Below are 26,283 nucleotides of genomic sequence, written 5' to 3' on the forward strand. Positions count from 1 at the left end.
GCGCCAGTCTGGTGCAAATGCCGCGTGCATGGCACCCGCGCCGATGCACCTCTTTCGGGCGTCGATTTGAAGCACCATTATGGTGCACCAAAGGACCGCACTGCCAACCCGATGCAGCAGACCTGCTCATCAGCGGGCGTGCTGCTGCATCGCGGGCGATACCGTTGCCAGACCTGGCGACAAAAAAGGCCACCCGAAGGTGGCCTGATGACCTGGCGCGCGAGTCACGTGTCGTTCGCAAGCCAGGAGTACTGTCACCCCCGCCTCTCAGCCACCCCCGGCATTGGCCGGGTTGTTGGGATTGCGCGGGAGATTGACGCTGGCGCGTTGCACGTAGACCACACGGGGCTCGGTGGTCTGGCGCACTCGTCCGGAGGCATCCAGCAGCTCCGCCTGGATGACATGCTTGCCACGCTCGAGCCCCGGCACCATGAAGACACTGCTGTTCATGGCCGATTGCGACGGCGCGCCATCCACGGTCACGCGTACCTTGTGCTCGGGACGCAGCTGCGGCTCGATGGCCAGGCGCACCGCCAGGTTGCCGGCCTGCCCCGTAGGCAGCGTCTCTTCATTGCTCGGGCTCTGGATGAAGAAGCGGGTATAGCCACGGAAGCTGACATCCACGGCAGGCGCGGAGGGTCGGCTACGGGAAGCGGTCTCGGACGGGGAAGATGACACGCCACGCGAAGCAGGCGCGCGCGAGGGAGCAGCCTCGGTGGAAGGCACCACACTCAGCGGCGTCAGCTTGACCTTGCTGCCGCCCGCCGGCTGATCACTGAACACCACGTTGCCGTTGGCATCCACGTGCCGGTAGACCTGAGCCGCCTCGAGCTCCGCCGAGACGCTGCCCAGGGCCAGCACCGCTGAGAGGCAGAGGCCGAGCGTCGTCATGCCGGACAGGCGAGCCATCCGCCGCATTCCCTTGACCGGCAAGGACCTGCTGTCACCCACTGAACCGATGCCACGCGAAGAAGAAGTGAAGGGCCACATCCGGGAATTCCTGAAGAAGTCATGGGAAGCCAGAAGCGCGCATCCGCTCCTGCCAGTCGTGTCACTCACTCGGACGCTACCAGCGTGCCAGAAGTGACATATCCTGCTGCCAAGTTACAAAGCTTCCCGCGTTGATACCAGCCCTGCTTGTTGCGACGCGACTTTCCGCGACGGGTCGCGGGTCCTGGACAGCCGGGAGTCAGCTCTTGGAGCACATGTCTCAGAAACGAGAACAGGGCCATACCTATCGGTATGACCCTGTGTGTCTCGCCTCACGCATGCCCCGCGCTCAGACTGCTCCGGGCGGTGCCGTGAGCGACATGCGCCGTCGGTAGATCAGACGCTGTAGTACATGTCGAATTCGAGCGGGTGAGTCGCCATGCGCAGGCGCTGGATGTCTTCGCCCTTCAGCTCGAGGTAGGCATCGATCATGTCGTCGGTGAAGACGCCACCCTGGGTCAGGAACTCACGATCGCCGTCCAGCGCGGTCAGTGCCTGTTCGAGGCTCTCGGCCACGGTCGGGATGGACTTGGCTTCTTCGGCCGGCAGGTCGTAGAGGTTCTTGTCCATGGCATCGCCCGGGTGGATCTTGTTCTTGATGCCGTCGATACCGGCCATCAGCATCGCGGAGAACGCCAGGTACGGGTTGGCCGTCGGATCCGGGAAGCGAGCCTCGACACGCTTGCCTTTCGGGCTGGCGGTGTACGGGATACGGATGGAAGCGGAACGGTTGCGGGCAGAGTAGGCCAGCATGACCGGGGCTTCGAAGCCCGGCACCAGACGCTTGTAGGAGTTGGTGGACGCATTGGTGAAGGCGTTCAGCGCACGAGCGTGCTTGATGATGCCGCCAATGTAGTAGAGGGCCATTTCGGACAGACCCGCGTACTCGTCACCGGCGAACTGGTTGTCGCCATCCTTCCAGAAGGACTGGTGAACGTGCATGCCGGAACCGTTGTCACCGACCAGCGGCTTGGGCATGAAGGTCGCGGACTTGCCGTAAGCGTGCGCCACGTTGTGGATCACGTACTTGAGTTCCTGAACCTCATCGGCCTTCTTGACCAGGGTGTTGAACTTGACACCGATCTCGTTCTGGCCGGCGTTCGCCACTTCGTGGTGGTGAACTTCGACTTCCTGACCGATGGCTTCCAGGGTGTTGCACATGGCAGCACGGATATCGTGGAAGCTGTCGATCGGCGGGACCGGGAAGTAGCCGCCCTTCAGACGCGGACGGTGACCCAGGTTGCCGCCTTCCGGCGTGGAATCGGTCGCCCATGCACCTTCTTCGGAAGAGATCTTGAACATCGCGCCGTTCATCTCGTTCTTCCAGTGCACTTCATCGAAGATGAAGAATTCCGGCTCCGGACCAAAGAAGGCAGTATCGCCCAGACCGGTGGACTTCAGATATTCCTCGGCACGCTTGGCGACGGAACGCGGGTCGCGCTCATAGCCCTGCATGGTGGCCGGCTCGATGACGTCACAGCGCAGCACCAGAGTGGTGTCTTCGGTGAACGGGTCAAGGAAGGCAGTGCCGTCGTCCGGCATCAGGATCATGTCGGACTCGTTGATGCCCTTCCAACCTTCGATAGAAGAACCATCGAACATCTGACCATTCTCGAAGAATTCTTCGTCAACCGTGCGCGCCGGGATGGAGACGTGCTGCTCCTTGCCCTTGGTGTCGGTGAAGCGCAGATCAACCCACTTGACTTCGTGTTCTTCAATCAGGGCAAGTGTCTTCTCAGCCATGGTAATTCTCCGATGGAGCCGGCGGCTCGGTTGCAGTTGGTGTCAGCGTTGTCTGTTCAGGTCTTTCGTTGTCTGTCTTTTTTCTCATGGTCAGCCAATGGATGCCAGCCATGAAGAGGATGACCTGATAATGCATCGAGCGTGCCAGAATGAAGCACACCAGAACATCAACAACAATAACTAACTGAAAACAATGAAGAAATACATGCACCCAAAGATGACATGCTGGATTTTGCAGCGAGAAACATGACCCCACAAGGTGCAGAAAAGAGGATTGCGCAGGCACGAATTATCATATTGGTGCATCAAAAAATGCCCTGGCACCAATATGGTGCACAGCGAGCCATCAGGCCGATCTGACCGGTCGCATCAGCCTCACGCTGGCCGCGTCAATTCGAGAGAACTCGCTGTCGATGACGGTCTTTTTCGCTCGTGATCGTCATGGCAGCCCCTGGCCACAAGTTTTTTTTCATCTGTCACAAGCGCGCGGAAAAGACTTGAGAGACAATCATTTGGGCACTTCAGGCCAATCCATGGCCCTCACTGACCCGCCTCGTGAATGCACGATGCTGGCAGGAGGCATGCCATGCCCCCTATAATGCGCCCCAAATCACAAGCGCCCGGTACGCGAGCGCCCATTTTCCGCACAGGTTCCCGTCGTGATCGAGAAACTTCGCAACATAGCCATCATCGCCCACGTTGACCACGGTAAAACTACCCTGGTCGACAAGCTCCTGAGTCAGTCTGGCACCCTGGACCGCAAGGCCGAGGGTCAGGAACGCATCATGGATTCCAACGACCAGGAAAAAGAGCGCGGCATCACCATTCTCGCGAAGAACACCGCGATCCAGTGGAACGATTACCACATCAACATCGTGGATACCCCTGGGCACGCTGACTTCGGTGGCGAAGTCGAGCGCGTGATGTCCATGGTCGATTCCGTGCTGCTGCTGGTCGATGCTGTCGATGGCCCGATGCCGCAGACTCGCTTCGTGACCCAGAAGGCTTTCGCCCAGGGTCTGAAGCCGATCGTCGTCGTCAACAAGATCGACCGTCCGGGCTCTCGTCCTGACTGGGTCGTCGACCAGATCTTCGATCTGTTCGACAACCTGGGCGCGACCGACGAGCAGCTCGACTTCCCGATCATCTACTGCTCTGCCCTCAACGGCATTGCCGGCATGGATCCTGAAGACCTGCAAGACACCATGGACCCGATGTTCCAGTCCATCGTCGACATCGTCGAGCCGCCGAAGGTCGAGCTGGACGGTCCGTTCCAGATGCAGATCTCCGCACTGGACTACAACAGCTACGTCGGCGTCATCGGTCTGGGCCGCATCAAGCGCGGTTCCGTCAGCCCGGGCCAGCAGGTTTCCATCGTCACCAAGGAAGGCGCTGTCCGCAAGGGCAAGATCGGCCAGGTCATGACTCACATGGGTCTGGACCGCGTGCAGACCGACAAGGCGACCGCCGGCGACATCGTCTGCATCACCGGTATCGAGAACCTCGCGATCTCCGACACCATCTGCGACACCGCGACCGTCGAAGCGCTGCCGCCGCTGACCGTCGATGAGCCGACCGTCTCCATGACCTTCCAGGTCAATGACTCTCCGTTCGCCGGTCAGGACGGCAAGTTCGTCACCAGCCGCAACATCCGTGAGCGTCTGGACCAGGAACTGATCCACAACGTCGCCCTGCGCGTCGAACAGGGTGAGACGCCGGAGAAATTCGTCGTTTCCGGCCGTGGTGAGCTGCACCTCTCCGTACTGATCGAATCCATGCGTCGTGAAGGCTTCGAGCTGGCCGTGGGCCGCCCGGAAGTCATCATCAAGGAAATCGACGGCAAGAAGCAGGAGCCGTACGAAGAAGTCATCATCGACTGTGAAGAGCAGCACCAGGGCTCCATCATGGAAGAGCTGGGCTACCGCAAGGGTGAGCTGACCAACATGAACCCGGATGGCAAGGGTCGTGTGCGTCTGGACTTCATCATCCCGTCACGTGGTCTGATCGGCTTCCGTGGCCAGTTCCTGACCCTGACCTCCGGTACCGGCATCCTGACCAGCCGCTTCGATCACTACGGTGACCTGAAGGAAGGCGCAGGCGTCGAGCGTCGCAACGGTGTCATGATCTCCATGGTGCCGGGCAAGGCACTGTCCTACGCCCTGTACACTCTGCAGGAGCGCGGCAAGCTGATCATCGGTCACGGTACCGAAGTCTATGAAGGCATGCTGGTGGGTATCCACAACCGTGCCAACGACCTGGTCGTCAACCCGACCAAGGCCAAGAAGCTGGATAACATGCGCTCCACCGGCAACGACGAGAACATCGTGCTGACGCCGCCGATCCGCTTCACTCTGGAACAGGCGATCGAGTTCCTGGATTCCGATGAGCTGGTGGAAGTCACTCCGCTGCACATCCGTATCCGCAAGAAGTACCTGAAAGAGAACGAGCGCAAGCGCGCCAGCAAGTAAGACGCTGCCCGTGCAGCCCTCCACCCCATGTGGAGGGCAAGCCTGAAACGCAAAAGACCCGCCTCCCGGCGGGTCTTTTGCGTTTCAGGCGTTAACAACGTCACTTCCCTAATACTCGAGCATGTCATTGCAGATAGTGCGTCGCCATTAGGGCCGGCAGTTTCCCCCCTCAAACGTCCGTTCCTTGGCCTAACGCGTTCTAACCTCTTAAATGTGAGTCATATCAAGCTTCTGTTGTTGCGCATATCGCAGTGCTGCTCTCTTCCACCCGGCGATAGTGGTTTTCGGATGCGCCAACTTGTTGCCCGCAACGGCCAGAAGCCGCAATAGAAAACTGGAACCTGTTTATATGGCAACAGATTATTTCAATGCGTCACTTTCATGCGACGCAATGAAGTCGCGCCTTTCGCGGACACTGGGGTCAACGCATCCGAACAGGTATCTTCTGCCGGAGCTTTTTTCATGCCTACCCAGCATTTAAGAAGTCCTCAGCCATCACAGGAAGCCCGGAACCGGGTCATCTTCCCGATCATCAATGACGCCTGCAACGCGTTGCCATTGCCAGGGCCCTCTCCAGCAATCTCGCATTTCGGCGCCATAGAAGACCCGTATGAAAGGATTCATCAATGAGCATCAAGGAACGCCTGGAAACCCTGCCCTGGGACACGCTGGCACGCTACCGTCTGATCGAGATCATCGCCCTGTGGGAAGGCCGCGTCACGTCACGTCATCTGGGCAACGCCTTCGGGATTGCACGCCAGCAGGCGTCACGCGTCATGAAGACCTATCGCGAGACCGTCGCCGAACACAATCTTGAATATGATCCCGTGATCAAGGGCTACCGCCCCTCCGCCAATTTTCACCCGATGTTGACGCGGGGTGAGGTGGATGAATATCTGCAGCTGCTCGGCAATCATGACAATCTGAATCCCCACTTCACCGGACTCGGACTCGGCCAGGCCAACACCGAGGCGCTCCGCTTGCCGTCCCGCAGCGCCAGCCCGCCCGTGGTCCGGACATTGATTGAAGCGGCCAGCCAGGGAGCACGCCTGGAGGTCACCTACGCCTCTTTGAACTCCCCTCAGGGGGAAGAGCGTATCCTGTGTCCACATACGCTGGTCTATGCCGCAGGTCGCTGGCATGTGCGGGCCTTCTGTGAGAAGAACCGGGCTTTTCGCGACTTCGTGCTGTCTCGATTCCGCGATGTCCCTGAGCTGTTCGGCGAGGCCCTTGAAGGCAGTCAACGTGAATTCGATGACGGCTGGGAAACCCGGGTCACCCTGCGCCTGGGGGCAGACCCTCGCCTGACGCCAGATGAGCGTGGCCTGATCGAACAGGACCACGGCATGGTCGACGGCGAGCTTCACCTGCCGACTCGCGGCGCCCTCGTCCAGTATGTGCTGCGTGAGCTGGGCATCAATCCGGATTATCTGGATGAGTCGCCCCGTGCGCAGCAATTGGTGGTGTTGAATCATGCCGAGATCAGCGACTGGTTGTTCGTCAGCTCCAGCGCCTGAAACGATGGCTTGCAGGACTATCCAGCGCTGAGTGAAGTTTATATGATGACTTCTGCACACAGTCCTTCGCCTACCCGGCGGAGGGCTGTTTTTTTGGTAACTCGCCAGGCCTTGTCAGCAAGGCGCGGATACCACACCTGACAGGAGGTCACATGGCCACACTTCCCTCGATCATCATCAATCGTCTGGATGCCGAACGCCTCGAGCGCCTGATTGATCGCGTCTCGGCTGCCGACCGCCAGGTGGCGGAACAGCTCGAGGACGAACTGGAGCGCGGCGATATCGTCGAGCCTCACGAGGTGCCCGCCGATATCGTCAGCATGAACAGCCGCGTGGAGTTCACGGATCTGACCCGCCAGCAGACCCTGATACGCACGCTGGTCTATCCGCACGCCCTGTCAGACCAGCAGGATGGCCTGTCAGTACTGGCGCCTCTGGGAGCCGCTCTGCTGGGGCTGCGGGTCGGTAGCCTCATCGAGTGGCAGCTGCCGGATGGCAGCCTGCACGAGGTACGCATCGAGGCGCTCCACTACCAGCCGGAAAGCGCGGGCGATCTGCACCGCTGACAGCGCCTAGCGCATCAGCAGGCGGCGGATCAGACCATGGATGGCGCGTGCTGCCGGCCCGTCGGCATAGGGCGGATACATCAGCTTCGCGCCATTCATGCGCCCCTTGGCAAAGACGCCCTTGGCCTTGCTCAGCGTCTGGAATCCTTCCCGCCCGTGGTAATGCCCCATGCCGGATGGCCCGATGCCGCCGAACGGCATGTCATCCTGCGCCACATGCAGCAGGGTGTCGTTCAGACACATTCCGCCTGCATGCGTGCCCTCGGTGACCCGCTGCTGTTCGTGCTTGTCGTGGCCGAAGTAGTAAAGCGCCAGCGGGCGTGGGCGCGCATTCACGTAGGCCATCGCAGCGGACAGCTCATCCACCGCCGCGTCCGGCAGCGCGACAATCGGCAGCAGCGGCCCGAAGATCTCCTCCTGCATCACCCGCATCTCATCCGTCACCTCAAGCAGTGCCAGCGGCGGCATCAGACGCTTCTCGACCAGCGCCGGGTCATCCCAGTCAGGGCTGTCGAGCAATGGCCTGAGCGTCGCGCCCTTGGCCAGTGCATCCTCGAGCACTTCCCTCACGCGCTGGTATTGACGCTGATTGATGATGCGCGAGTAATCCTGCGTCTCGGCGAAGCGCGGATAGAAGCGCTGGAAGCACTCCCCCAACGCCTGAACCAGCGACTCGATCTGATCTTCCGCACACAGCACGTAATCCGGAGCGACACAGGTCTGGCCGGCATTCATGCCCTTGCCGAAGGCAAGACGTGAGGCCGCCTCGCGGCGCTGCGCGTCGTCCGCCATCAATTGGCGCGACATGATCACCGGCGACTTGCCGCCCAGCTCCAGCGTGACGGGGGTCAGATTCTCCGCCGCGGCGCGCATCACATGCCGGCCCACCGCCGTGCTGCCGGTGAACAGCAGGTGGTCGAAGGGCAGTGCCGAGAAGGCCGCCGCGACCTCGGCCTCGCCGGTCACCACCGCGACCTGCGCTTCCTCGAAGGCATCCGCGAGCATGCCGCGCAGCGCCTCGGCGGTTTCCGGCGTGAACTCGCTCATCTTGATCATCACCCGATTGCCGGCGCTCAGCGCGCTGATCAAGGGGCCGATCGCCAGATACAGCGGATAGTTCCACGGCACGATGATGCCGACCACACCAAGTGGCTGGTAGACGACACTTGCACTGGCTGGCTGGAAGGCGGCGCTGACGTGGCGCTTCGAGGGCTTCATCCAGCCCTTCAGGTGACGGCGTGCATGGCGAATGCCCTCGTAGCTCGGTACCAGTTCCGCCAGGCGTGTCTCGTGAGCACTGCGATGACCGAAATCTCGGCTGATGGCCGCGACCAGGGCCTCCTCGTGCACCTTGAGCGCATCACGCAGCGCTGCCAGCCAGCCACGCCGCTCCTCGGCACTCGGCATCGGCGCGTGGGCGAAGGCTGCTCGCTGAGCGTCCAGCAACTCACGCATGCGAGCCATCTCGGCCTCTCCCTCGTGGTCTGATGAGGCAGTCGCAGCGTCGGAGGTGGCAGGGAGGTCGTCAACAGCACGGGGGTCTTCAGGGGAAGCAGGCGTCATGAGCGTATCCGGTGGGAGCTGTCGAGAATGACAGACGTCGTCGTGGCTCACTCCGTTTTAGAACACTCGTTTGATGGCGTCAAAGAAAGTCTGCACGACAGTCCACGCAAGCCAGAATGCAAGAAGCCCCCGCACCGTGAGGTGCGAGGGCTTCTCGGATGTCATCTTGCCGATCGGCCGATGACGGAATTCGTTGGCGCGCCCAGCAGGATTTGAACCTGCGACCCCTGCCTTCGGAGGGCAGTACTCTATCCAGCTGAGCTATGGGCGCGCATGCCATGGTTGCGGAGAACCAAGGCGCGCTTATGGTAACGTCTTGATTCTACGTTGTCGAGATATCACGCCCGTCACACGGTTGCCGCCCCCTCGGCCAGCGCTATACTGGCTCGATACACAGCCTTCAAAAGGTGCACCTCATGCAAGCTCGCCAGCCATCCGCGTCATTCCTCACGCGCTCATCCCTGCCGGTTTCCCTGAGCGCGATGCTGTTCAGCGTGCTTGTCAGTTCACAGGCGCTCGCCGCGGACAATTCGCATGACGCCATCGCCGAGCGCCTCAAGCCGGTGGGTGAGCTATGCCTGAAAGGTGAGAATTGCGCAGGTGACATGGCCGGAGCGGGCCAACAGCCGTCTGCGGCGGCAGAGAGTGACTCCGCCAGTGCTCCCAGCGCGATCGACGGCGAGAAGGTCTACGGCGGTATCTGCATGGCCTGCCATACCACGGGCGCGGCCGGCGCACCGCGTCTGGGAGAGGCCGGCGACTGGGAAGCGCGTCTCGCCAAGGGCGACGAGACGCTTTACACCCATGCCATCGAAGGCTTCAATGCGATGCCGGCCAAGGGCGGCAACCCGGCGCTGTCCGATGAGGAAGTGAAGGCCGCCGTGGACTATCTGCTCGACTCCGTGCGCTGACCCTCGAGCGCGACTAACCGAGCAGGGAACGCAGGCCCGCGATGGCATCCCGTCCGCGGGCCACCTTCTTCTCCTGATCCTGCGGCTTGTCGGCACGCCCTTCCCACTCGAGATCCTCGGGGGGCAGCTCGTCCAGGAAGCGACTCGGCACACAGTCCATCATCTCGCCATAGGTCTTGCGCTGCCGGGCCAGTGTCAGCACCAGCGTGCGCCGTGCCCGCGTGATGCCGACATAGGCGAGGCGACGCTCCTCCTCCACCGTCTCCATCTCGATGGAGTTGCGGTGCGGCAACAGGTCTTCCTCCAGCCCCATCACGTAGACGTGCGGGAATTCCAGGCCCTTGGAGGCATGCAGCGTCAGCAGCTGCACACGGTCCGAATCGTCCTCCTCGGCCTGCTGCTCGAGAATGTCGCGCAGCACCAGACGTGAGATGGCCGCCGCGACATCACCGGTCTCGGTGTCACCGACCATCGCCTCGCTGCCCTCAAGCTCTTCCACCTCCTCCTGGGGATTGCCGCTGATCGACTTCTCCAGCTGGTCGATCAGGATCCAGACGTTGGCCATGCGCCGCTCGGCGATCTTGGGGGCACTGGCGTTCTGATACAGCCAGCCCTCGTAATCCACTTCATGAAACAGCTCGCGGATCGCGCTGATCGACTGACCAGCATCCATCTCGCGGCGCACGCGGTCCAGCGTGTGGGTGAAGCGGCCGAGGCGGTCCAGCGCCCGCTCGCTGAGCTGCTCGCGCAGGCCCATCTCGCTGCAGGCGGCGTAGAGTGACACGCCACGCCCGGTGGCGTAGTTGGCCAGCTTCTCCAGCGTGCCCGGCCCGACTTCGCGCCGCGGCACGTTGACGATGCGCAGGAAGGCATTGTCGTCCGCCGGGTTGATCAGCAGACGCAGATAGGCCATCGCGTCCTTGATCTCGTTGCGCCCGAAGAAGGAGGTGCCGCCGGAGAGCTTGTAGGGAATCTGATAGTGCTGCAGCTTCAGCTCCAGCAGGCGCGCCTGGAAGTTGCCACGATAGAGCACCGCGAAATCACGCCACTCGGCGCCTTCCTTGATGCGCCGCGTCAGGATCTCCCCCGCCACGCGCTCGGCCTCGGCCTCTTCGTTGCGATTCATGATGATGCGGATCGGGTCGCCATCGCCCATCTGCGACCACAGCGTCTTGTCGTAGACGTGCGGGTTGTTGGCGATCAGGGTGTTCGCCGCGCGCAGGATGATGCCGGTGGAGCGATAGTTCTGCTCCAGCTTGATCAGATTCAGGCGCGGGAAATCCTCGCCGAGGGTGACGAGGTTCTCGGGGCGCGCGCCGCGCCAGGCGTAGATGGACTGATCATCGTCCCCCACCACGGTGAAGGTCTGACGCTCCTGCATCAGCATCTTCACCAGCAGATACTGACTGATGTTGGTGTCCTGATACTCATCGACCAGCATGTAGTGGATGCGCCGCTGCCAGCGCGCCAGCACCTCGGGATGGTCACGGAACAGCACCACCGGCAGCAGGATCAGGTCATCGAAGTCCACCGCGTTGTAGGCCTTGAGATGCCGGTTGTAGGCCTCGTAGATCACCGCGGCGTACTGGGCGTCTTCATCCTCGGCATGCGACAGCGCCGCCCCGGGCAGGATGAGGTCATTCTTCCAGGTGGAAATCTGGCTCTGCACCGCATTGATCTGCTCGGCGTCGGTGTCAGCTTCCTTGTGCATCAGCTCCTTGATCAACACCTTGGCGTCATCGGTGTCGAACAGCGAGAAGCCCGGCTTGTAGCCCAATGTCTTCAGCTCGCCGCGGATGATGGTCAGGCCGAGGGTGTGGAAGGTCGAGACGATCAGCCCGTGGCCCTCGCGGCCCTTGAGCATCTTGCCGACTCGCTCCTTCATCTCGCGCGCCGCCTTGTTGGTGAAGGTCACGGCGGCGATGTTGCGTGCCTTCATGCCGCATTCCTGCACCAGATAGGCGATCTTGGTCGTGATCACGCTGGTCTTGCCGGAACCGGCCCCTGCCAGTACCAGACAGGGGCCATCGATGGCGCGCACGGCTTCCTGCTGGCGGGGGTTGAGCTTGGCGAGGCGATCACGGATCTCGGTCATCACGGTGTCCTGCTGGGCGAGGAAATCAATCGAAGAAACATCTCTGGTGGTGCCGGGCATGACCGGGCAGCGCACTCAATCGAGCTGCACGGCCCCGGCAAAGTCGAGCTGACGCCAGCTCTCGTAGACGACGACGGCGACGGCATTCGACAGATTCATGCTGCGGCTGTCGGCCAGCATCGGCAGGCGCAATACCTGCTCGCGGGGGAGACTGTCGAGCATCGCCTGTGGCAGGCCGCGCGTCTCGGGGCCGAACACCAGCGCATCCCCGGCCTGGAAGCTGGCCTCATGCGGCGCGGTGCGGCCCCGCGTCGAGAGCGCGAAGATCCGCGTCGGGGCCACACTTGCCACGAAGGCCTCGAGGCTGGCATGGCGCTGCACACGTGCCCACTCATGATAATCGAGTCCGGCACGCCGCAGGCGCTTGTCCTCCAGCTCGAACCCGAGCGGCTCGATCAGATGCAGGCGAAAGCCGGTATTGGCGCACAGGCGGATGATGTTGCCGGTATTGGGCGGAATCTCGGGCTGATAGAGCACGATATCGAGCATGAGCGAACTCGCGGCAGATGACGAAACAGGGCGTTGGCAGGCCAGCATTCCCCTCATGGCAGCACCGCCCGCCAGGACAACGCAAAGCGGGCCCCGAAGGGCCCGCCATCTTACCGCAATGCGCATCCGTCGCGCAGGGCGGGAATCAGAACTGCAGACGCATGCCGACCAGCGGGCCGGAATCCAGCGTGCGCTCGTCCCGGTTGTCGAAGTCCGCCTTCACCTTGCGGTAGCCGACATAGCCTTCGACGTTGTCGATGACCTGGTAGCGGGCGCGCAGGCCGTACTCGTAGCTGTGCTCCAGCTCGTCGCTGGTCACGACGTTCGGGGTGACGTAGCCATAGCCACCCAGCGAGACGCGCGGCGCGCCCGGCAGGTAGTAGTAGCCATAGCCGCCCAGGCCCAGACCGCCGCCGTCACCGTGGTCGGTGTCGTACTGGCTCCAGCGCGCGCCGAGGCCCACGTCGTATTCGCTGGTGCGCTCGGTGCCCAGCAGCTGGACGTGACCGGCGGTGACATCATCGTGGTCATCGCTGGACAGGATACCGCCGCCGAGCTGGACGCCGTTGCTGATCTCGCCGTTCAGCTCGCCCTGGACGGCTTCACTGTTGAGGTTGAGATCGGCGTTGCCGGCGAGTGCCGGGGCGGACAGGCTAGCGGCAAGGATAGCTGCCGAAAGGCCGAGAATGTTACGGTAAGCTGTCATGTGCATGTCTCTCTACGTGACTGGGAAATGTGGTGTGCGCGGGTCATGAGCGCTCTCAGGCGCTCTGGAGACCGTACTGCGCACGATAGTCGCGGATAGCTGCCGCGTACCCAGACAGTTCCTGCTGTGCGTATTGCTCAAGATACTCCAGCACCTGGTCGAGCGTCACGATACTGACCACGGGCATGGAGAAACGTGCTTCCACTTCCTGGATGGCACTGTTCGCTTTCAGGCCACCCTGTCCATCCGGAGCACGCTCCTGACGGTCCAGAGCGATCACGACCCCCGCCGCCTTGGCACGCTCGGCGTGGATGATCTCCATCACCTCGCCGATGGCGGTACCGGCGGTGATGACGTCATCGATGATCATCACGCGGCCTTCCAGGGGCGCGCCGACCAGCGAGCCGCCTTCACCATGCGTCTTGGCTTCCTTGCGATTGAAGGTAAACGGCATGTCGCGCTGATGGTGGTCGGCCAGCGCGACGGCCGTCACGGCACCCAGCGGGATGCCCTTGTAGGCAGGGCCGAACAGCACGCCGGCCTCCAGACCCGAGTCGACGATGGCGCGGGCGTAGAAACGGCCCAGGCGCGCCAACGCCTGACCGGAGCGGAACAGGCCAGCATTGAAGAAGTAGGGGCTCACCCGCCCGGACTTGAGCGTAAACTCGCCAAACCGCAGCACGTCCTGCTCGATGGCAAACTCAATGAACTCCCGCTGGTAGTCCTGCATCCGATATCACCTTTGAATTCGTTAGCCATTTACCAAATCGTCTAAAGCTCGGGTATCATACAGGCGCGACGAACCAGGGACCACGTATGAAAATCGCTACAGTTAACGTCAATGGTATTCGAGAAGCGGTCAGCCGCGGCTTCCTCGACTGGCTTGCCAGTCAGGACGCCGACGTCGTCTGCATCCAGAACCTCAAGGCCAAGAGCTTCGAGCTCGACGACAGCATCCTCTACCCGGAAGGGTATGAAGGCTACTTCCTTGACGCCGAGAAAGACGGCTTCTCGGGCGTAGGCCTCTACTGCCGCCAGATTCCCAAGGCCATCATGTATGGACTGGGCTTCGAGCAGTGCGACAACGAAGGCCGCTACCTGCAGGCCGATTACGACCGCTTCAGCATCTGCTCCTTCCTGATGCCTGACGGCAGTGATCCGGACGCCAAGGGCGCCTTCATGGAGCAGTATCAGGAATACCTCAGCAAGCTGCGCCGCAAGCGTCGTGATTACATGATCTGCGGCACCTGGCATGTGGCCCACAAGACCGTCGATCTCGCCAACTGGTCCGACAACCAGATGACGCCCGGCTTCAAGCCGGAAGAGCGCGCCTGGATGGATCAGGTCTTCGGCCCGATCGGCTTCATCGATGCCTTCCGTGAGGTCAATCGCGAGGCTCACCAGTACTCCTGGTGGCCGGCGCTGGACAGTGACCAGCCGCGCGCCCGTCAAGAAGGCTGGCGCCTGGACTATCAGGTCATCGACCCGAACCTGCGTCGTCACATCAAGGACGCATGGATCGATACCGACGCGACCTTCAGCGAATTCGCACCGGTGATCGTCGAGTACGACCTCGAACTGTGATCCGTCGCGTCTCGCCTTGAGCGCTCGGCCTCGGGCCACCCTGCCAGTCGCATGATGTGCCATCCGGCACTGACGAAAACGCCCCCACCGCGCAAGCGATGGGGGCGTTTTCCGTCGGGTCCCGAAAAAGGACTCAGGCCTCGGCGGGCATGCCCAGCGCCGCACGCTGCGCGGCGAACAGCTCCGCTCCGGTCCGCTCGGCGAGATCCAGCAGCGCGTTGAGCTCGGCGCGATCAAAGGCTGCGCCTTCGGCCGTGCCCTGCACCTCGATCAGCCCCTTGCCTTCCGCCATCACCACGTTCATGTCGGTATCGGCCTTGCTGTCTTCCGGATAGTCGAGATCCGTGACCGGCACGCCCTTGTAGATACCGACGGACACGGCGCTGACCAGACTCACCAGCGGGTCGGTCTTGATCTTGCGCTCACGCTGCAGGCCCTGCAGCGCATCGACCAGCGCCACACAGCCACCGGTGATCGCCGCGGTACGCGTGCCGCCATCGGCCTGCAGCACATCGCAGTCGATGGTGATGGTGTATTCGCCCAGCTTCTTGAGGTCCACCGCAGCGCGCAGCGCACGGCCGATCAGACGCTGGATCTCCACCGTACGACCACCCTGCTTGCCGCGCGCCGCCTCACGATCACTGCGGGTGTGGGTCGCGCGCGGCAGCATGCCATACTCGGCGGTCAGCCAGCCCTTGCCGGAACCGCGCAGCCAGCGCGGCACGCCCGCCACGACAGAGGCGGTGCACAGTACGCGGGTATCCCCGAACTCCACCAGCACCGAGCCCTCGGCGTGACGAGTGAACTCACGGGTCAGGCGGATCTCGCGCGGCTGCTCCGGGGTGCGGCCACTGGGACGGGTCACGTTGGCTTCGCTCATGGGGATTCCTTGTTGCAGTCTTCGGGAGGCCAGAGTCTACACGCCGCAGCCACGGGCGACGACCTTCGCACCGCGCGGGCCAGACCTGCTCCTGATAACTGGGCGCTCAAGAGCGGCACGCGTACACTTCAGGCTATCAGCGCGGTCGCTTCATGCTCCGCCCCTTCTTCCCGACTGCCAACCGACAAGGAGCACGTCATGGTCCACAGCATGACCGCCTTCAGCCGCCAGACCCATGAAGCCGACTACGGCACCCTGACACTGGAACTGCGCTCGGTGAACCAGCGTTATCTGGAACCGCACTTCCGCCTGCCCGACAGCCTGCGCGAACTCGAAAGCGCCTTCCGCGAAGGCCTGCGCAAGCGCCTCAATCGCGGCAAGGTCGAACTCTCGCTGCGCTTTGACGCCGAAGCCGGTGCCGACAGCCTCGCCGTCGATGCCAGACGCCTTGGCGAACTCAGTCGCGTGCTCGCCGAAGTCGGCCAGCACTGCCCGGACGCCCCTCAGCCCTCACGCCTCGCCCTGCTCGACTATCCCGGCGTACTGGTACGCGAAGGTGCCGATCAGGAGCGCATCAAGGCCGATGCCTTGAGTCTGTTCAAGCGCGCGCTGGACGAGCATATCGAAGGCCGCGCCCGCGAAGGCGAACGCCTCGCCGAACTCATCACCGCTCGCCTCGACAGCGTCGACAGCCACGTCGCCGAAGTCCGCCGCCTGATGCCGGACATCCTCGCCCGACAGCGTGAAACCCTGCTCGCTCGCCTCGAGGAAGTTCGCGCCACCCTCGACCCGCAACGCCTGGAAGCCGAACTGACCCTGATGGCCCAGAAGGCCGATGTCGATGAAGAGCTCGACCGCCTCGACACCCACGTCAGCGAAGTCCGTCGTCAGCTCACCCAGAAGGGCCCCATCGGCCGCCGCCTCGACTTCCTGATGCAGGAACTCAACCGCGAAGCCAACACCCTCTCCTCCAAATCCGTCGTCGCCGACACCACCCGCTGCGCCGTCGAGCTCAAGGTACTGATCGAACAGATGCGTGAGCAGATTCAGAATATCGAGTGAAGCTGGCATTTGGTGGGCGCCCGCGAACCTGGTATTCTCCTGGTCACGCTGGGCGCCATGCGAGCATCCGATTACCTCATGCGAGGCGGAATTGCTGGCCATTGCATGTCAGCATGCAGTGATCGGATCAGCTCTGGAATCTGATGATCCTCAAGATCAAGGTGCTTCAAGCCGCATTCCCATACGACAAGCACTCTCCAACCAAGCTGCCGCAGCTCATTCTGGACTCTGGCATCGCGGGCCATGTTGGCCTCGAACTTCTGTTGCCAGAACTCAGGCCTCGTTTTCGGGCTGGCGGCGTAGAAACACTTTTCATGTCGATGCCAGAAACAGCCGTGTACGAAGATGACGAGTGAGTGACGCTTGAGCACCAGGTCGGGAGAGCCCGGAAGACCTCGTCGGTGCAGGCGATAGCGGAACCCCTGGGCATGCAGATACTGGCGCAACTGGATTTCAGGCTTCGTATTCTTGCCCTTGATGGCCCCCATCATCCGGGAACGCACTTGAGGATCAACCACATCAGTCATGTCAGCCCCCTGCTTCATTCAGGCATCAATTCAGGCTTAGAACCATGAACCATTCAATTCAGGTGGTCGACCTTTTTGCAGGCCCAGGTGGCCTGGGTGAAGGATTCAACTCCCTACGGGATGACAACGAGAAACGCGTCTTCAAGACACTCGTCTCGGTCGAGAAGGAAGCTTCCGCTCACAAGACACTGACCCTTCGAGCCTTCTTCCGGGAACTGCTCGATAGCGGAAAGGACAGGAGTGTCTACTTCAATTATCTGACAGGCGGCCCGCATCCCTCCAGCCTCGAAGAATATCGCGACCTCTGGGAACACGCAGAGCATGAAGCATTGTCATTGGAGCTGGGAGGCGAAGCTGGCAATCATGCACTTGAGGAGAGGCTCGAGCAGGGGCTGGATCATTCGAGAAACTGGGTACTGATAGGTGGGCCGCCCTGCCAGGCCTACTCCCTTGCCGGGCGCTCCAGAAACAAGGGCAACAAGGAATACAAGGCAGAAGATGACAAGAGGCACTTCCTTTACAAGGAGTATCTATCCGTCATCGCGCGCCATCGCCCTGCTGTCTTCATCATGGAAAACGTTCGCGGGATATTGTCATCCAAGGTCAATGGTGAATACATCTTTGACCAGATCCTGTCTGATCTACATGAGCCAGATTCTGCCGTAGAGGTCACTACCGCGGATTCCGTGATGTCGGTGCAGAAGAAGGGCTACACCATCTTTTCTCTGGTGGATGACAAGGTTCACTACCCGCGCGAGAACAGTGGCTGGTTTGGCTCTACCCCTCTTTCAAGAGATGAGTTTTCCTCTTTCCTGATAAAGGCAGAGCAATACGGCATACCGCAGGCCCGTCATCGCGTCATTCTGGCGGGTGTCAGAAATGATCTTGTTGAAAGCATGGGGATCGACAAGATCGCCAGCATGCTCAAGGTTCCTCTTCACAGGGGAGGTGAGCCGGTGCCTGCTGCAGAGGTTCTTTATCACTCAGGCATGCCTGAACTGCGCAGTGGTCTGAGCCGCGAGGATTCACGTGAAGAGTGGTCCAGAACGGTTCATGAATCCGCGCAAAGAATCATTGCTGAACTGAAGGAGAAACCTCCTGTAAAACTTGATTCAAGGCAAGCTGAGGAGCTGCTTGACGAGATCAAGTCCGTATCCGGTCATGCAGCCAAGGGGCTACGCCTTGAGCGAAAGCAGATGGTGGTGGAAGGGGCTTACAAATCCAGCCCGATAGTCAGCCAACTGGAAGAGTGGCTGCATGGTGCCTATGACAGAAAAGTGATGCCTATCTGGGTGAATCATGAGACGCGTGGTCATATCAAGGAAGATCTGGCGCGTTATCTCTATTGCTCCGCATATGCAAAGGTTACCGGAAGAGCCCCCAAGGGCTCCGAAGAGATACACCTGGATTGCCTGGCACCCAATCATGCCAATTGGAAATCCGGCAATTTCTCGGATCGCTTCCGAGTGGTTGTCGAAAACCAGCCATCCAAGACGATCACGAGTCATATCTCCAAGGATGGTCACTATTTCATCCACCCGGATCCATTCCAATGCCGTAGCCTGACGGTCAGAGAAGCAGCACGCATCCAGACATTCCCGGATGACTATTTCTTTGAGGGAAACCGGACACAACAATATGTCCAAGTGGGAAATGCTGTGCCACCGCTGCTGGCAAGACAGATTGCTGAAAGAGTCATTGAAGTTTTAAGTGCAGTCAATAACGCTTGAACTATCTGTCAGCACAGATTACCGGAGATACTGCTAATCATCAGTATCTCCGGTATCAATGGATCATGATCAACCATCAGACAATGCTAGTCCACTATGTTCGAATCCATCCATTTTCAACTTATCCAAGGCTAACAGAGCAGCTTTACACTGCTTCGGAGACGGTGGTCTTTTGTGCATCGACTTACATGCCCTTAGTGAATTCTGTTCGCCAAGAGTGATTGTATCGCATTCCAAAGACCACTCATATGCAGCCTCCCAACAGTCGGTACTGATCTTGTAAACGTGTAGTTCCATATCAATACTATCATCAAACTGCTTCTCTAACTGGGCAGATTTCTTGTTATCCCTGTCTTCCTCTGTAGAAATCAGAGATTCTCCAATCTTGGCTGTATAAGTAACGGTAGAGTCGCGCACATGTTGCCAACAGACCTCTTTCTTGGCCCATTCACTGTAATTCTTGATGCCAGGCAAGGGATTGGTAATGATTTTCTGTGCCTGTTCAGCAGTAGCAAGCAAAGCCAACCGAAGCTCAGGAGTCAAAGTTTGGCGGCGCCATACAAGATCAAGGTCAATACAGCCCCCTGTTTTTCTAGTATCGTAAACGAGTTTTGAGATCGCATAAGCGACAATATTGGCTCGATAACCACCAGCATACCATTCGGCATTGGAAACAAGCTTTTCGGTGGCCTTGAAAATGATAGCCTTTGCTATCATCTGCTTGTACCAGTAATCATTGTAGGAAGACTCATAGCTCTTCCATTGCTTGCCTATTTCTTTCGCAAACTCAATGAAATTCTTTTGTGCCCCCAAGCTTACAATATGTGGTTTCTCTGCCCAAAGATTTTCATACTTTGCCAAGTCTGTCTTTGTAAAGAATTGACTTTTCGGATGTTGATTATCAAAAGCCTTTCTTTGAGCGATCGTCAATTTACTGCGTTGATCCGCATACTGTCCCCTGGCTCTTTCATAGAACCATTTTGTATCCATATACCCATCTAGCCCCCTCGGAGCCAGTATTTTACGTGAATACTGCTCAATTCGAGTATGGAATGGGTGATTCGCAAAGAAATCTGCAGCATTCACCTTGTTTTGACTATTGGCAAATTCTGAGATCTTGGGAACTATTTCTTCAGACGCCTCTTTCGGTACTATGGTAAGCTTCATCTGAACATGAACTCGCTTCAATTCCTCCGAGGAGTCTTTGAGTGCAGCATGAAGCGATGCTGTTGTTTGTCCACCATTTACGATCTGAAGATTCTCTGCTTGTGCTAACTCATAACCGCTTTCTGTCTTGTTCACCTTCACACTTTCAGCAGTAACACTCAAACCATTATTGTAGGATAAAAACATTTCGGGAGTTGTCTTTATTGTATCTCTTATACCTCTATTAATTTTATTTCGAGCTTGTAGAAAACTTCTGACATTAGACTCTAAGAGGCGTGCACCCCATTTAGCGTATATCTCCGCTAATTTGTCACCAGGAATAACTGCCAAGTAACTAGGATATTCTTCATTTTGAACAGGAATAGGCAATATAGGCAGCGCACCTCCATAGTCACTACCAAAGTCGATAACAAGCTCAGCTCTACTTTGCCCCTGCTCTTCGAAAGCCTTCAGTCGTTTTAGATCCCATATACTTAGCTCTACTTCTTTGTCTCCGATTGACTCTAATCTACCAGAGTCCATCCTCCCCCTATAATCTCCGTTAGTAACGAATATTACCTTAACTTTGGAAATAGATGACCAAGTAGTATTTATCATATCACCGACTACATACGCTAGGCTTGTTTCCTCTATATAATCGAGAAAATCAGTAAATTTGCAACTAGATACAAAATTGCGTGCTCTATTGGATAACGAAGTAGCATTAGCACTAGTCAGCGCTCTTACTTCATAATCAATCTCGAAGTCACAGACAATAACAGTTAGAACACCCTCATCATTTCTTGGATCCCCGCCATAACCATCTATCTGAAGATACTGATATCCCTGCTTTCCTGTAAAATAAGCACGCTCTACCTCAGATAACTCCCCGGCCTCCAAGAGGAAATCACCAACTTTTTCGAAAAATGCTTCTGAGACAATAATACCTTTGGCATCTGCTTCACTTTGCACATCAGCCAATAGCTGCTCACTATAAACAGATATATCATTCATTTTCTAAAATCTCCTTTTCCAAAAAATGATCATATATTCTTGGAACAATATATTCACTGCACTCTTCTAGCGATAGATTATATCTCAGTCGATTTATACCTTTAGGTAAAGGTGGCACTAGTCGAGGAAAATCTATGCCAATAAAGTAATCTGTATTCCCAACCAGTTCCCAATGACGGTCTTCATAGTCATTAGTAGGATCATAACCTGTTGCAATGATGGTGTTTTGCCACAGATCATATGTAATTTCATCAGTCTGAAATATTTTATCTATCTGCTCTACTAATTCATGCAATGTCATACCATCTGGACCAGCCCCAGAGGCTACCGAGGAAACACGTAAATAGAGATGGCTGCCTGCAACAGGTTCGAGTTGATACTCTGAGGATATCGATACAACAGGCTGACTGGCCGCCCTTCGAGTCTTCACCTCCACACAAAACCCGGGGAACTCGAAGTCTTTCGCCGACCCCATAGGGCCTTGCCATGCTTCAATAGCCTTTCTTGGGCTCATCAAATTCGATATGTAGACAAGGAAGTCAAGCTCACCCACAAGTCCTCTTTGCTCTTCTTGTGTCAGACCTCTGACTCCCCCATTCTTGAGGAAATAGTGCCATTTACCAGTACACTTCACTGCCTTGGAAACAGCTTCCTCAGAGGTACCTGACTGCTTGGCTGCATTTACAACATCGAAGCAAAGTGTGGTAAAAATTTTTTTGTACGACTTATCTTTTAGTCCTATCACCAAGGCAAATCCATCACCCATGGTACGAATTTGCACATTGATATTCTTGAATTTTGGCATCCGAACTCGAGAATCTAGTTGCTCGCTAAAAGAAAGCAACAGCCCCAGCGACCCATCCTCCAGAATTATCCAGAAGAATTCATGTAGAGCGCCAGGGTCGACTCTACGCATGACACCGGGCTTTATCCCCATCCATGGATCACTATTGTTCATCCGTTTCCTCCTCATCCCCTAACTCTTCTTCACCAAATATCTCAATGAAACGAGTAGTGTTGACTACATATTCAACTCTCTCATCAGGCCTGCTCGACTTGGGCAGACTTATACTCCAGGCTACGACCGGTGAGCTCGGTAACAATGAAATATGTTGCGAATCATCAATTGTGGTTACGTTCAATCTGAGATCAATCAAATGAATTATGAGTAACGGTTTAACCCTTTTTTCACGATATATCTTATCAGGAAAATTATTACCATTACCCTGTGCTAGGTATTTTTCTTCAGCTACTTTTATTGAGCAAGTATCCACACCAGCTTTCTCTATACCCTTGCTTGAAACTCTTCTCTTGCTCCCACCAATCGAGATAATCCCTTTGCCCAGGTCTTCGGTACTGATCGACCGCTGTATGGGATAAACTGGCTTTCCTAATACCAAGCTTTCAGTGCAACCTGTCTGCTTTCCAGATACTAATACATCCCATTTATATAGCTCTGTATCCTTTCTCGATTCTATATATTTTCTGACTAACACTGGATCTGTTTGATCATTTACAAGGATACTTTTCCAATTGGACAAAAAAGCATCGATAATATTTACAGGAACATCCTTGTATAAATAACCGGATTTCCAATCACTGTCCGGAGCACTCGTCAGTTGTGACACCAATTCCTTTGCAGCAAGAGTATTCTGATCCAGATGGTTCTTATCCAAACTAAGGCGAGCTGTCTCGGTAAATTTATTTGAAAGACCAATATTAGCCATTATCTTCTTGCCAGAGCCTAACTTGTTTCTAGCCGTAACCAGCAAAGAGGCGGGATGACTTCGTACTGCAAGGCCAAATTCACTTGGCGTCGCTTTCTGAGCCTGCATGGCCCTCAATTCATCATGTAACTCTATAGTCGCACTGGCGATATAGGTATACCAGCCAATTGCTTCCTCGGGCATCCAGATACGACAAAGGTCCTCATATTTATTCCTATAACCGAACCAACGCCCCATCTGCATCAAAGTGTCATACATCTGTGTATTACGTAAAAACCAGGTTACTGTCAGTCCTTCCAGTGTCAAGCCTCGTGAAAGAGAAAACCCACCAACGGCTATCAGAGTTTTTCCTTTATCACTTGCCGCCTCATAATCGAGTTCGTTCGTACGACTATTGACTTCTACTACTTTTGCTGATGCAACACTTTCCAAGAGATTACTCAATACCTCTTCCCAAGTTTCTTCAAGATGAGAGTATTCTTCCACCCATGTATCATGTAGTGATTTTATTTCGATATTGTTCAAGGCATCATCGTTTTTGCTTGCGCTAACCCTTATCGCATTCAGTATACGATCCAATGCCTCGTGTAGCCGATTTCTGATCTTGCCCTGGATACCTGTAAAACGACTTGCATTGACCAACATCGAGCAATGTTGGCCAGCTTGACCTCTCAAATTTCTGATTGTTCTTGCCAAAAGAAATGTTCGCAAAGCCATCATCAGCGACTCTGGTAACATATTGAAGTCATGGTCTATCTTGTGCTTTATCGGAATATGGAATTCATTATCATGTATCTCCCTGACATATATCCTATTACTTGTGACATCTTCATCTTGCTCTTCATTCTTGTCATCTTCTTCCAGAAACACTTTGGCAGGGCCAAAGTAATTGCTAGGTGCATCCAAGCCGATGATGAAGTCTTTGGGAAAAAGATCCTCTTTGTATATTTCATCTTCGTGGTCAGGGTCAATGAAAATATTTGCAAACGGAGTTGCCGTATATCCTACGTAGCAACATCTATGAAAAGTCTTCAATAAATCACGTATTTGTCCATTGATTTTGGTAACTTCACGCTTCCCATACTTTGTATTAATTGAAGCATTATCAGCCTCATCATCTATCAGAAGCATAGGCTGATCAATCATATTACCATCACCACGGTCACTATTATTTTCTTTCAACCAGTCAATCAAGTTTTTCAATGTACTACTGTTTTTCTTTATTACCAAAACGACTGGCACTTTATATGAGTCTATTTCGCTAGTATTTGTGGATGCTGTTGCCTTATTGAAATCTTTCAATGTGTTTGTCAGGCTGACAGGCGTGTTGCGAGCATCAAACTTACCGACTCCGATTACATTACTACTTTTCTTTTTCTTGTTTGCCTTGGCTATCAGGCTTCCTGTATCGCGCCCGATAAAGCCCTCATCTATACGTTTCTGTGTTTGATCCCTAAGATTGTTATGTATTCCTGCGATAACAATTATCAATCTATAACCAGCATCTGCAGCCTTACAAATAACACCGGTGTAATTAGCTGTCTTTCCACTTTGTACATGACCTACGACCATACCGCGACGATCCCATGGTGTAAGCTCCCGGGGGTTGCCTAGTCGACCAAGAATTTTCTCTGTTACTCTATCAGTAGCCGTTACAACATCTTTTGGCAATCCATTTTGAAGTAATAACTTCTTGTACCTTTCCCAATAAAAAGGATCAATGGAGGCCTTGGCATCATCAAGCCATTCTATAAAATCATTACTATCAACAACAGATCCAAGACCTGCTTTAACACCATGTTTGCTTTCAAGTTCACGAGCCATACTTTCGATATCGTCATACGACATGGTCGGCGCTATTACTTTAGCCAAATCAGCGATGAACTCCCTCAACTCTTCACCAGTCTTTTCGCCGGTCTCATAGAGTGTTGCCTCTACAGCTGACATCAGTCCCTTGTTGCTATTCATCAACTCTTCTCCAGTATGTAATTGCCTACAACATCTCGGACTTCACTTTGACTGACTCCAGGTATAGCGTAGTTACTTACCACGCTCATCAAGGACGATATCTCAACCCCTCCATCAAGCAATACATCTGATAACTGATAGATGACCTCCTTTAATTCATCTCTTTTTTCTGGTCCGCTCCTCAATGAATCTGAACCAGAGGAAAGCTCCATGAATATAGTATCAATTGGCAAACCTATGCCCAGTAGCTTTACGCACTGAACGAAACCTTCTTGAAAATCTTTCGGCAACTTTTTCAGATAATCAACGATAACCGGATGTTCAAGATTAGGTCTAAACATAACATTGGAATCTCTTATTTCTCGATTCCAGATAGGATTCATCTCGCGATCAACAAGCTTGTTACCTTTACTCTGATATGTACGCTTGGATGTGCTAGCTAAACGCTCTACAATCTTTTTCAACCGTGACCTAACTGCTGGCGGTAATTGCGCTGACGCCTTTTTGACATCTATCTTCCAGTCAGAGTCCATAGAGTTTGGAATATCGACTCGCACTCGGCAAAGCTTGGTCAGCTCTGACTGTCGTGTCAGTCCTAACCACCCACCTGCAATTATCAATCTATCCCCGCGATATATATAGAACCCTTGAGACTTCAAGTAACCCTCACTACCACCAAGCTCCTCCCAATCTTCGGGGCTTAACTTTCCATGGTGGGGTAGTGTATGGCACAGCACATCGACATTCCCATTCAATAGCGAAATTGTTTCAACAGGATCTTTTTGAGTAGCTTTATGATTACTTGCCATAGGGTCTATAGGACGAAGTTTCCGGCCATTCAATGTCAGCACTAACCGATGACCCAATCGCTCCATGAAGCGATGAAACACTAGCCTCAAGTGAGCTTCTGCATCTGCAAGCTGACTATTCATATGCTCCTGTCTATATGTGCCAGGCTCCTGTCCACCACTCAACCTATCCAATTTTTCCCATAGTACAACGGTACCGTTGGTATAGCCTTCAAGGTGTCTCCAACATGGCAATGATGCATCTTTTCCCAGTAATTCAAGTGCCCACGTATTGCGTCTAGCGACATGATCAAGGTCCCAGCGTGCACAGGAAGTCACCCCTTCCTTACGAGAAAGAACCGTCAAAGAGCGGCATTGTGAGAAGCTGGCGCTCTTGAGCCCTAAGCCAAACCGCCCCAAGTCACCACTTTCTCTAGCATCGGTTGGATTCTTGGAGCCCAATCTCATCGCTTCGATCAGCTCTTCTTCGGACATGCCAGTACCGTTATCCACGATCGCCAACCATGGATCATCAGAACTGGTATCTACTTCCAGCTTGACGCTTGTGGCTCCTGCAGAGATGGAATTGTCGATGACATCTGCAAGCGCAGTCTTAAGGTCATAGCCAAAATCCCTATGCCCCTCAATCAGTGCTGATGCATTCGGTGGAGTATCGATTTCTCTACTGACCTGCCCTGCCTCTTCTTTCTTGTACATATCGCCACCACTACTTAAAGTTTATCTACAAT

21 protein-coding genes and 1 tRNA gene are annotated in these 26,283 nt (G+C 56.0%); 7 read left to right on the forward strand and 15 right to left on the reverse strand.

From position 1 onward, the window contains the following. Positions 1 to 267: 267 nt before the first annotated feature. From QD228_RS09940 to QD228_RS09950, 3 genes are all read right to left on the reverse strand, one after another. Positions 268 to 909 (reverse strand): DUF4124 domain-containing protein, encoded by a 642-nt coding sequence (locus tag QD228_RS09940; RefSeq protein ID WP_279875475.1) that lies wholly within the window; start codon positions 907 to 909, stop codon positions 268 to 270. Positions 910 to 1,326: 417 nt separating this feature from the next. Continuing rightward, entirely contained in the window at positions 1,327 to 2,733 is a 1,407-nt protein-coding gene (gene glnA / locus QD228_RS09945) for a glutamate--ammonia ligase (RefSeq protein WP_065392424.1), read from the reverse strand. Further along, the gene (locus QD228_RS09950; protein WP_136939534.1) at positions 2,726 to 3,019 is read right to left on the reverse strand and encodes a hypothetical protein; all 294 of its coding nucleotides are present in this window, start codon (positions 3,017 to 3,019) and stop codon (positions 2,726 to 2,728) included. Before QD228_RS09950 ends, glnA begins: the two co-directional genes overlap by 8 nt. 373 nt (positions 3,020 to 3,392) lie before the next feature. Between QD228_RS09950 and typA the strand changes: the two genes are divergently transcribed. The 3 genes from typA to rnk all read left to right on the forward strand — a co-directional run bounded on the left by typA (position 3,393) and on the right by rnk (position 7,284). Then, complete coding sequence (gene typA / locus QD228_RS09955) at positions 3,393 to 5,201, forward strand: translational GTPase TypA (RefSeq protein WP_077379915.1); 1,809 nt, start codon at positions 3,393 to 3,395, stop codon at positions 5,199 to 5,201. 626 nt (positions 5,202 to 5,827) lie between these two features. Beyond that, complete coding sequence (locus QD228_RS09960) at positions 5,828 to 6,718, forward strand: WYL domain-containing protein (RefSeq protein ID WP_077379913.1); 891 nt, start codon at positions 5,828 to 5,830, stop codon at positions 6,716 to 6,718. A gap of 152 nt (positions 6,719 to 6,870) precedes the next feature. After that, positions 6,871 to 7,284 (forward strand): nucleoside diphosphate kinase regulator, encoded by a 414-nt coding sequence (gene rnk / locus QD228_RS09965; protein ID WP_077379911.1) that lies wholly within the window; start codon positions 6,871 to 6,873, stop codon positions 7,282 to 7,284. Positions 7,285 to 7,290: 6 nt separating this feature from the next. Here rnk and QD228_RS09970 read toward each other — a convergent pair whose 3' ends face one another. Further along, the gene (locus QD228_RS09970; RefSeq protein ID WP_279875477.1) at positions 7,291 to 8,748 is read right to left on the reverse strand and encodes a coniferyl aldehyde dehydrogenase; all 1,458 of its coding nucleotides are present in this window, start codon (positions 8,746 to 8,748) and stop codon (positions 7,291 to 7,293) included. Between the two features lie 293 nt (positions 8,749 to 9,041). After that, positions 9,042 to 9,118, reverse strand: a tRNA-Arg gene (locus QD228_RS09975). 145 nt (positions 9,119 to 9,263) lie between these two features. Here QD228_RS09975 and QD228_RS09980 point away from each other — a divergent pair. After that, positions 9,264 to 9,758: a c-type cytochrome gene (locus tag QD228_RS09980; RefSeq protein WP_279875479.1), complete on the forward strand. Its 495-nt coding sequence runs from the start codon at positions 9,264 to 9,266 to the stop codon at positions 9,756 to 9,758. 13 nt (positions 9,759 to 9,771) lie between these two features. Here the strand turns inward: QD228_RS09980 and rep are convergent, their stop codons facing one another. The 4 genes from rep to pyrE form a co-directional block, all read right to left on the reverse strand. Beyond that, positions 9,772 to 11,853 carry a DNA helicase Rep gene (gene rep, locus QD228_RS09985; RefSeq protein WP_077379907.1) on the reverse strand — a complete coding sequence of 694 codons (2,082 nt, stop codon included), beginning with the start codon at positions 11,851 to 11,853 and terminating at the stop codon, positions 9,772 to 9,774. Between the two features lie 75 nt (positions 11,854 to 11,928). Next, positions 11,929 to 12,402, reverse strand: a complete 474-nt coding sequence (trmL, locus tag QD228_RS09990; RefSeq protein ID WP_136939531.1) for a tRNA (uridine(34)/cytosine(34)/5-carboxymethylaminomethyluridine(34)-2'-O)-methyltransferase TrmL — start codon at positions 12,400 to 12,402, stop codon at positions 11,929 to 11,931. 145 nt (positions 12,403 to 12,547) lie between these two features. Further along, positions 12,548 to 13,108: a YfaZ family outer membrane protein gene (locus QD228_RS09995; RefSeq protein WP_077379903.1), complete on the reverse strand. Its 561-nt coding sequence runs from the start codon at positions 13,106 to 13,108 to the stop codon at positions 12,548 to 12,550. Positions 13,109 to 13,163: 55 nt separating this feature from the next. Further along, entirely contained in the window at positions 13,164 to 13,838 is a 675-nt protein-coding gene (gene pyrE / locus QD228_RS10000; RefSeq protein ID WP_279875481.1) for an orotate phosphoribosyltransferase, read from the reverse strand. Between the two features lie 86 nt (positions 13,839 to 13,924). Here pyrE and QD228_RS10005 point away from each other — a divergent pair, with 86 nt between their 5' ends. Further along, on the forward strand, positions 13,925 to 14,692 hold the full coding sequence (locus QD228_RS10005; RefSeq protein ID WP_077379899.1) for an exodeoxyribonuclease III: 768 nt from the start codon (positions 13,925 to 13,927) through the stop codon (positions 14,690 to 14,692). Positions 14,693 to 14,825: 133 nt separating this feature from the next. Here the strand turns inward: QD228_RS10005 and rph are convergent, their stop codons facing one another. Next, complete coding sequence (gene rph, locus QD228_RS10010; protein WP_084207725.1) at positions 14,826 to 15,572, reverse strand: ribonuclease PH; 747 nt, start codon at positions 15,570 to 15,572, stop codon at positions 14,826 to 14,828. 198 nt (positions 15,573 to 15,770) lie between these two features. On the opposite strand from rph, the gene QD228_RS10015 reads away from it, so the two are divergent. Further along, the gene (locus QD228_RS10015; RefSeq protein ID WP_077379895.1) at positions 15,771 to 16,634 is read left to right on the forward strand and encodes a YicC/YloC family endoribonuclease; all 864 of its coding nucleotides are present in this window, start codon (positions 15,771 to 15,773) and stop codon (positions 16,632 to 16,634) included. A 71-nt stretch (positions 16,635 to 16,705) separates the two neighbouring features. On the opposite strand, the gene QD228_RS10020 is transcribed toward QD228_RS10015, so the two are convergent. After that, positions 16,706 to 17,161 (reverse strand): very short patch repair endonuclease, encoded by a 456-nt coding sequence (locus QD228_RS10020; protein WP_279875482.1) that lies wholly within the window; start codon positions 17,159 to 17,161, stop codon positions 16,706 to 16,708. Between the two features lie 44 nt (positions 17,162 to 17,205). On the opposite strand from QD228_RS10020, the gene dcm reads away from it, so the two are divergent. After that, positions 17,206 to 18,891: a DNA (cytosine-5-)-methyltransferase gene (dcm, locus tag QD228_RS10025; protein WP_279875484.1), complete on the forward strand. Its 1,686-nt coding sequence runs from the start codon at positions 17,206 to 17,208 to the stop codon at positions 18,889 to 18,891. 69 nt (positions 18,892 to 18,960) lie between these two features. Here the strand turns inward: dcm and QD228_RS10030 are convergent, their stop codons facing one another. From QD228_RS10030 to QD228_RS10045, 4 genes are read right to left on the reverse strand one after another with little or no spacing between them, the layout of a single operon-like run. After that, positions 18,961 to 21,051 carry an AIPR family protein gene (locus QD228_RS10030; protein ID WP_279875486.1) on the reverse strand — a complete coding sequence of 697 codons (2,091 nt, stop codon included), beginning with the start codon at positions 21,049 to 21,051 and terminating at the stop codon, positions 18,961 to 18,963. Next, the gene (locus tag QD228_RS10035) at positions 21,044 to 22,009 is read right to left on the reverse strand and encodes a PD-(D/E)XK motif protein (RefSeq protein WP_279875488.1); all 966 of its coding nucleotides are present in this window, start codon (positions 22,007 to 22,009) and stop codon (positions 21,044 to 21,046) included. Before QD228_RS10035 ends, QD228_RS10030 begins: the two co-directional genes overlap by 8 nt. Further along, positions 21,999 to 24,746 carry a Z1 domain-containing protein gene (locus QD228_RS10040; protein WP_279875490.1) on the reverse strand — a complete coding sequence of 916 codons (2,748 nt, stop codon included), beginning with the start codon at positions 24,744 to 24,746 and terminating at the stop codon, positions 21,999 to 22,001. The genes QD228_RS10035 and QD228_RS10040 overlap by 11 nt, the downstream gene beginning before the upstream one ends. Next, complete coding sequence (locus QD228_RS10045) at positions 24,746 to 26,251, reverse strand: ATP-binding protein (protein ID WP_279875492.1); 1,506 nt, start codon at positions 26,249 to 26,251, stop codon at positions 24,746 to 24,748. The genes QD228_RS10040 and QD228_RS10045 overlap by 1 nt, the downstream gene beginning before the upstream one ends. Positions 26,252 to 26,283 lie beyond the last annotated feature (32 nt).

The organism is Cobetia sp. 3AK (genome assembly GCF_029846335.1).
Taxonomy (GTDB): Bacteria; Pseudomonadota; Gammaproteobacteria; order Pseudomonadales; family Halomonadaceae; genus Cobetia; species Cobetia marina.